Annotated in this window: 7 protein-coding genes and 3 pseudogenes; 4 read left to right on the top strand and 6 right to left on the bottom strand. The window is 68.0% G+C overall.

Annotation, left to right across the window (positions count from 1 at the left end):
• Together A5736_RS17765 and A5736_RS17760 are read left to right on the top strand one after the other, a co-directional pair.
• Window positions 1-240, top strand: a 240-nt coding sequence (locus tag A5736_RS17765; protein WP_139333395.1) for a Fur family transcriptional regulator, incomplete at its 5' end; no start/stop codon positions are given.
• Window positions 241-341: 101 nt separating this feature from the next.
• Entirely contained in the window at window positions 342-1,325 is a 984-nt protein-coding gene (locus tag A5736_RS17760) for an alpha/beta fold hydrolase (protein ID WP_076064676.1), read from the top strand.
• On the opposite strand, the gene A5736_RS17755 is transcribed toward A5736_RS17760, so the two are convergent.
• From A5736_RS17755 to recO, 3 genes are read right to left on the bottom strand one after another with little or no spacing between them, the layout of a single operon-like run.
• Window positions 1,322-1,750, bottom strand: coding sequence for a hypothetical protein (locus A5736_RS17755; RefSeq protein WP_076247693.1), 429 nt, complete (start codon window positions 1,748-1,750; stop codon window positions 1,322-1,324). The two genes, A5736_RS17760 and A5736_RS17755, sit on opposite strands and share 4 nt — an antisense overlap.
• A complete protein-coding gene (locus A5736_RS17750; RefSeq protein ID WP_076124372.1) occupies window positions 1,750-2,676 on the bottom strand; it encodes a decaprenyl diphosphate synthase in 927 nt (308 codons plus the stop codon). Before A5736_RS17750 ends, A5736_RS17755 begins: the two co-directional genes overlap by 1 nt.
• On the bottom strand, window positions 2,660-3,457 hold the full coding sequence (recO, locus tag A5736_RS17745; RefSeq protein ID WP_076247692.1) for a DNA repair protein RecO: 798 nt from the start codon (window positions 3,455-3,457) through the stop codon (window positions 2,660-2,662). The genes A5736_RS17750 and recO overlap by 17 nt, the downstream gene beginning before the upstream one ends.
• A 61-nt stretch (window positions 3,458-3,518) precedes the next feature.
• On the opposite strand from recO, the gene A5736_RS17740 reads away from it, so the two are divergent.
• Entirely contained in the window at window positions 3,519-4,991 is a 1,473-nt protein-coding gene (locus tag A5736_RS17740) for an amidase (protein ID WP_076124377.1), read from the top strand.
• 6 nt (window positions 4,992-4,997) lie between these two features.
• On the opposite strand, the gene era is transcribed toward A5736_RS17740, so the two are convergent.
• Window positions 4,998-5,897, bottom strand: a complete 900-nt coding sequence (era, locus tag A5736_RS17735) for a GTPase Era (RefSeq protein ID WP_076247690.1) — start codon at window positions 5,895-5,897, stop codon at window positions 4,998-5,000.
• A 19-nt stretch (window positions 5,898-5,916) separates the two neighbouring features.
• Window positions 5,917-6,117 (bottom strand): annotated as a pseudogene (locus tag A5736_RS17730) (cytidine deaminase); the annotation flags it as partial.
• Between A5736_RS17730 and A5736_RS17725 the strand changes: the two are divergent.
• Window positions 6,095-6,487 (top strand): annotated as a pseudogene (locus A5736_RS17725) (transporter associated domain-containing protein); the annotation flags it as partial. The pseudogenes A5736_RS17730 and A5736_RS17725 overlap by 23 nt on opposite strands.
• Before the next feature lie 35 nt (window positions 6,488-6,522).
• Here the strand turns inward: A5736_RS17725 and A5736_RS27260 are convergent.
• Window positions 6,523-6,600, bottom strand: a pseudogene (locus A5736_RS27260) (hypothetical protein); the annotation flags it as partial.

The raw sequence follows: 6,600 nt of genomic DNA, 5'->3' as shown, positions 1-6,600 counted from the left end.
CAGTCGATGGCGGCGGCGGGACTGGTCGACACTCTGCGCACCGACACCGGCGAGTCCGTCTACCGCAGGTGCTCGGAGCATCATCACCACCACCTGGTCTGCCGCGGCTGTGGTACCACCGTCGAGGTGGGCGACCACGAGGTCGAGGAGTGGGCCGCGCAGGTAGCCGCCAAGCACGGTTTCTCCGAGGTCAGCCACACCATCGAAATCTTCGGCACCTGCTCGGAGTGCCGCTCCTAAAAAAAGTTCGGCAAAAAAGTGTCCGCCACGCGTCCGGCGCGTGCTCCTACCCATGAGCGGCCCACGGGCCGAGACATCACCTCAAGGGAAGTGAGCACACGATGCGGAACCAGCTATCGCCCCACTTGCGGCCGGTGCGCGACGTCGAGACGCCGTCGCTGCAGTTCCGGACGATCCATGGCTACCGCCGCGCCTTCCGGATCGCGGGGTCGGGACCGGCTCTGCTGCTCATCCACGGCGTCGGCGACAAATCCGCGTCGTGGGGGCCGGTGCACGCCAAGCTTGCGCAACGGTTCACGGTCATCGCGCCGGACCTGCTGGGCCACGGCGAGTCCGACAAGCCGCGCGCCGACTACTCGTTGGCGGCCTTCGCGAACGGCATGCGCGACCTGCTCGCCGTGCTCGGTATCGACCGCGTCACCGTCGTCGGGCATTCGTTCGGTGGCGGCGTCGCGGCGCAATTCGCCTATCAGTATCCCCAGCTGGTGGAGCGCATCGTGCTGGTGAGTGCCGGCGGCGTCGCGCAGGACGTGAGCTTCGCACTGCGCTTGGCGGCGAGCCCGATGGGCAGCGAGGCGCTGGCGATGGTGCGCTTGCCGGGCGCGCTGCCCGTCATGCGAGTCGTTGGCCGCGCCATTCAAACCCTGTTGGGTTCCACCAAATTCGGGCGCGACGCCGTCGATACCGTGAACCTGCTCGAGGGCTTCCAGGACCCCGCCGCGCTGGCGGCGTTCGCACGCACCCTGCGATCGGTGGTGGACAGCCGCGGCCAGTTCGTCACCATGCTGGATCGCAGCTACCTCATGCAAACCGTTCCGGTGCAGATCATTTGGGGCGAAGACGACTTGATCATCCCGGTGGACCATGCCCACACGGCCCACGCGGCGATGCCCGGTTCGCGCCTGGAGATCTTCGAAAAGTCCGGACACCAGCCGCATCACGACCATCCCGACCGCTTCGTCGAGGTTGTCGAACGGTTCATCGACACGACCCGGCCGGCGTACCACGACCAAGAACTGCTGGGCACGCTGCTGCGGAGCGGCGCTTTCGAAGATGTCGCGCCCACCGCAGCGGCGGTGTCCTAGGACGTCAGCGAGCGCCGTATCTCGGCGCCGGTATCCAACACGAGCAAGATCAGGGTGCGCAAGGCGTCGTCGGCCAAGCCAGCACCGGGAAAGTTGTACCGCAGCATCACATCCGCGGTCTTCGCCGCGCCCTTGCCGGAGTTGCGCTGCACCGCCTTGTCGCTGACCTTCTCGACGAGGGTCACGGTGCCGAAGTTGCTTTCGTGCGCCTGCTTGGCCACCAGATCGCTGACCTTCTTGGTCAACGGCAGGTCCCATACCAGGATCTGGGTCAGCGACACCAGGTCGAGGCCCTCGGCGATGTTCACCACCCGAAGCGACGCGAAGGTGCCGTCGTGGTGCACCGTCAACGCGCCGTCGGCTTCGTCCTCGACGGGCAGCACGTCGCGGAGAATCGTGGCCAGGCGCTCCTGCAGTGATGGCACTACGCGCTCCCGAACCGTCTGTTGCGTTCCGCGTATTCCTCGCAGGCCGCCCACAAGTCGCGGCGGTCATAATCGGGCCACAGCTTGTCTTGAAAGATGTACTCCGCGTAAGCGGCCTGCCACAACATGAAATTGCTGGACCGCTGCTCCCCCGAAGTCCGCAGGAAAAGATCGACATCGGGGATGTCGGGCCGCTGCATGTGACGCGCGATCGTCGCCTCGCTGATCCGCTCGGGGTTCAGCCTGCCCGCCTGCACGAGGCGTGCTATTTCCCTTGTCGCATCGGCGATTTCGGCGCGGCCGCCGTAGTTCACACAGTAGTTGACCGTGATGACGTCGTTGCCGCGCGTCATCGCCTCCGCGATCTCCAATTCGTTGATGACGCTGCGCCACAGCCGTGGCCGCGAACCCACCCAGCGGATCCGCACCCCGATCGTGTTGAGGTTCACGCGGCGCATGCGCACCACGTCGCGGTTGAATCCCATCAGGAAGCGGACTTCCTCGGGGGAACGCTTCCAGTTTTCGGTGGAGAAGGCGTACAGGCTGAGCCATTTGATGCCGAGTTCGATTGCACCGCAGACGATGTCGATCACGACGGCCTCGCCCGCCTTATGGCCGTCGGTGCGGTTCAGCCCGCGTTGCGTGGCCCAGCGGCCGTTGCCGTCCATCACGATGGCGACGTGATTGGGCAATCGGTCGGCCTCGATCCTCGGCGCGGCCGCCTTCGAGACATGCTGCGGTGGCCGGCACGGGCCGCCGTCGGCGGCGGGTGGCAGCTCTGGGAAGACAACCGGCCATGTCGACTTGTCGGGAAAGGTCGGGTAGTCGTGGGGCGCGGGGGGCAGCTGCGGGAAGTCGCTGAACTTGTGCTTGCGCTCGGCCGTTCGCCGGGACCCGGTGACCCGGTACTTAACCACAGGCCTCATCCTGCCCGATCAGCGCCGCGCGCCGTTCGGCGATCTGCCTGTCGATTTGATAGTTGCGCTCCACCAGCGGCAACGTTTTGAGCTGCCGCTCCAGATGCCATTGCAGGTGCGCGGCGACCAATCCGCTGGCATAGCTTCGGTGGGATTGCGGCGCCGCCTGGGCGGCCTCCCAATCGCCGTCGTGCAGCGCGGACATCAGGTCCAGGACGCCCAGCGGCGGTGTGGTGGCACCGGCCGGGCGGCACTGCGGGCAAATGCTGCCTCCGGCGGCGATGTGAAATGCCCGATGCGGGCCCGGGGTGGCGCACCGGGCGCACTCGGTCAGCGCCGGTGCCCACCCGGCGATGCCCATGGCACGCAGCAGATAGGCGTCCAAAAGCAGGTCACGGGGGCGGTGCCCGTCGGCCACCGCCCGCAGCGCGCTCACGGTTAGCCGGTGCAGGGCCGGGGCGGGGGCCCGTTCCTCACCGGCGAGGCGTTCGGCGGTTTCCAGCATCGCGCATCCGCAGGTGTATCGGCCGTAGTCGCTGACGATGTCGGTGGCGAACGCGTCGATGGAAACGACCTGGGTGACGATGTCGAGGTTGCGCCCGGGGTGCAGCTGCGCATCAATGTGCGCGAAGGGCTCCAGCCGTGCGCCGAATTTGCTGCGGGTGCGCCGCACTCCCTTGGCCACCGCGCGAACCAGCCCGTGATCGCGTGTCAATAGGGTCACGATCCGGTCGGCTTCGCCGAGCTTGTGCTGGCGCAGCACAACAGCCCGGTCTCGATACAGCCGCATCACAATAGTTTTGCACCCCGCCGCGACATTGCGGGGATCCGCGCCGTTAGTCTCGTACCCCGTGGTCGGCGCTTCTGAGTCCGTTTCCGGGTCCGCTTACGGGTCCCGCAGCCAGCGCCTGCCCACGCTGACCGACCTGCTCTATCAGCTTGCCAGCCGCTCGGTGACGTCGGTCACATTGGTGCGCCGCGCCCTGCACGCCATCGATCTCAGTCAGTCCACCCTGAACGCGTTCCGCGTGGTCCTCACCGAGTCGGCGCTGGCCGACGCAGCCGAGGCCGATCGGCGGCGGGCCGCCGGCGACACCGCGCCACTGCTGGGCATCCCGATCGCGGTGAAGGACGACGTCGATGTTGCCGGGGTGCCGACCGCCTTCGGCACCGAGGGGTATGTCCCGCCGGCCACCCAGGACGCCGAGGTGGTGCGCCGCCTGAAGGCGGCCGGCGCGGTGATTGTCGGCAAGACGAACACCTGTGAACTGGGCCAGTGGCCGTTCACCAGCGGACCCGGGTTCGGACACACCCGCAACCCCTGGTCGCGGCGGCACACCCCGGGCGGGTCGTCCGGCGGCAGCGCAGCCGCGGTGGCCGCGGGACTCGTCACCGCAGCCATCGGCTCCGACGGCGCCGGCAGCATCCGGATCCCCGCCGCGTGGACCCACCTGGTGGGCATCAAGCCGCAGCGCGGCCGGATCTCGACGTGGCCGTTGCCGGAGGCGTTCAACGGGATCACGGTCAACGGCGTGCTGGCGCGCACCGTGGCCGATGCCGCGCTGGTGCTCGACGCCGCGTCCGGAAACGTCGACGGCGACCGGCACAAGCCGCCCCCGATCAAGGCGTCGGACTATGTCGGGATCGCGCCCGGTCCGCTGAACATCGCGGTGTCAACCCGGTTCCCTTACACCGCTTTTCGGCCCAAGTTGCACCCCGACATCCTCGCCGCGACCCGGAGCGTGGCCAGGCAACTCGAGCTGCTGGGCCACAGCGTGCAGACCGGCAACCCCGACTACGGGCTGCGGTTGTCGTGGGACTTCCTCGCCCGCTCCACCGCGGGCCTTCGGGATTGGGAAGAACGGCTGGGCGACGGCGTCAACTGGGACCCCCGCACCCTGGCCAACATGCGCATGGGCCATGTGCTGGGTCAGGCGATCCTGCGCAGCGCGCGCCTCCATGAGGCCGCGGCCCAGCGCCGGGTGGGGTCGATCTTCGACATCGTCGACGTGGTGCTGGCTCCGACGACCGCGCAGCCGCCCCCGTTGGCGCGCGCGTTCGACCGGTTGAGCGGCTGGGGCACCGACCGCGCCATGATCGCGGCGTGCCCGCTGACCTGGCCGTGGAACGTGCTGGGCTGGCCGTCGATCAACGTGCCCGCGGGGTTCACCTCCGACGGCCTGCCGATCGGTGTGCAGCTGATGGGCCCGGCCAACAGCGAGGGCATGCTGATCTCGCTGGCGGCCGAGCTGGAGGCCGTCTGCGGATGGGCGAGCAAGCAACCCACGGTCTGGTGGCAGCACGGGCCGCCGTCACGCGATTGAGCGGCGCTAAAACCCAAGCCGGCCAAGCTGTTTGGGGTCGCTCTGCCAGTTCTTGGCGACCTTGACCCGCAGGTCGAGATAGATCTTCGTCCCGAGCAGCTTCTCGATCTGGGCGCGCGCCGCGGTGCCCACCTCCCGCAACCGGGCGCCGCCCTTGCCGATGACGATGCCCTTCTGGCTGTCCCGCTCGACGTAGAGCAGCGCGTGCACATCGATCAGGTCGTCACGATCCTCGCGGGGGTTGACCTCGTCGATCACCACGGCCAACGAATGCGGTAGCTCATCGCGAACTCCTTCGAGGGCGGCCTCGCGGATCAGCTCGGCCATCAGAACCTCTTCGGGTTCGTCGGTCAATTCCCCGTCGGGGTAGTAGGCCGGGCCGACCGGGAGCGCGGCGGCCAGCACGTCGGTCAGGACGTCGACCTGGGCGCCGGTCGCCGCCGACACCGGGACGATCTCGGCCGAACCGTCGACCAGTTCGCTGACCGCGACGAGCTGCGCGGCCACTCGGTCCCGGGGCACTTTGTCGATCTTGGTGACGATGACGACGAGCGTGGTCTTCGGCGCGACCGAACGAATCTGCTCGACGATCCAGCGGTCTCCCGGGCCGATCCCCTCGTCGGCCGGGATGCACAGCCCGATGACGTCGACCTCGGCGTAGGTGTCGCGGACCAGGTCGTTGAGTCGCTTGCCCAGCAGCGTGCGCGGCCGGTGCAAGCCGGGAGTGTCGACCAGAACGATCTGGAAGTTCTCCCTGTGCACGATGCCGCGAATGGTGTGGCGGGTGGTCTGCGGCCGCTTCGAGGTGATCGCAACCTTGGTGCCGACCAGAGCGTTCGTCAGCGTCGACTTGCCGGTGTTCGGCCTGCCGACCAAACACACGAAACCGGAATGGAATTCAGTCATGGGCGAGCGCGCACACCCGTCACAACACGTTCCCGTCGCGATCGGTGAGGATGACCACCGCCGTCGCGGACAATTCGCGGACCGTGGCGATGCCGGGATCGTCGGCGGACGCGCCCACCAGCACCGCGGCCTCCAGGCCGGTCGCCCCGCTGGATGCGGCGGCGGCCACTGCGGCCTGCAGGCCGGTCAGCCGCAACGTCGACAAGTACGGCGCCATCGCCGGCTTGGTCAGCATCGAAGACGTGCTGGAAGAAATCGTCGGGGAGATCGCCGACGAGTACGACCAGGAAGAGACCGCGCCGATAGAAGACCTGGGGGACAAGCGGTTTCGGGTCTCCGCGCGGTTGCCGATCGAAGACGTCGGCGAACTCTACGATCTGGAATTCGACGACGATCTCGACGTCGATACCGTGGGCGGCCTGCTGGCGCTGGAATTGGGCCGGGTTCCGCTGCCGGGCGCCGAGGTCGTCACACATGGCCTGCGGCTGCGTGCCGAGGGCGGACCCGATCATCGCGGACGGGTCCGGATCGGCACCGTTCTGCTGAGCCCGGCCGAACCCGTCGAGCAGGAAGGCGAACTGGATGGCTGAACGGCTGGACGACGAGGATGCGAAGCTGGTGGTGTTGGCGCGGGCGAACGAATCTGCTCGACGATCCAGCGGTCTCCCGGGCCGATCCCCTCGTCGGCCGGGATGCACAGCCC

The sequence above is a fragment of the Mycobacterium sp. SP-6446 genome (assembly GCF_001954045.1).
Lineage (GTDB): Bacteria > Actinomycetota > Actinomycetes > Mycobacteriales > Mycobacteriaceae > Mycobacterium.
Note: the sequence above shows the minus strand (reverse complement) of the source record. Positions and strands in the feature narration are given on the sequence as shown.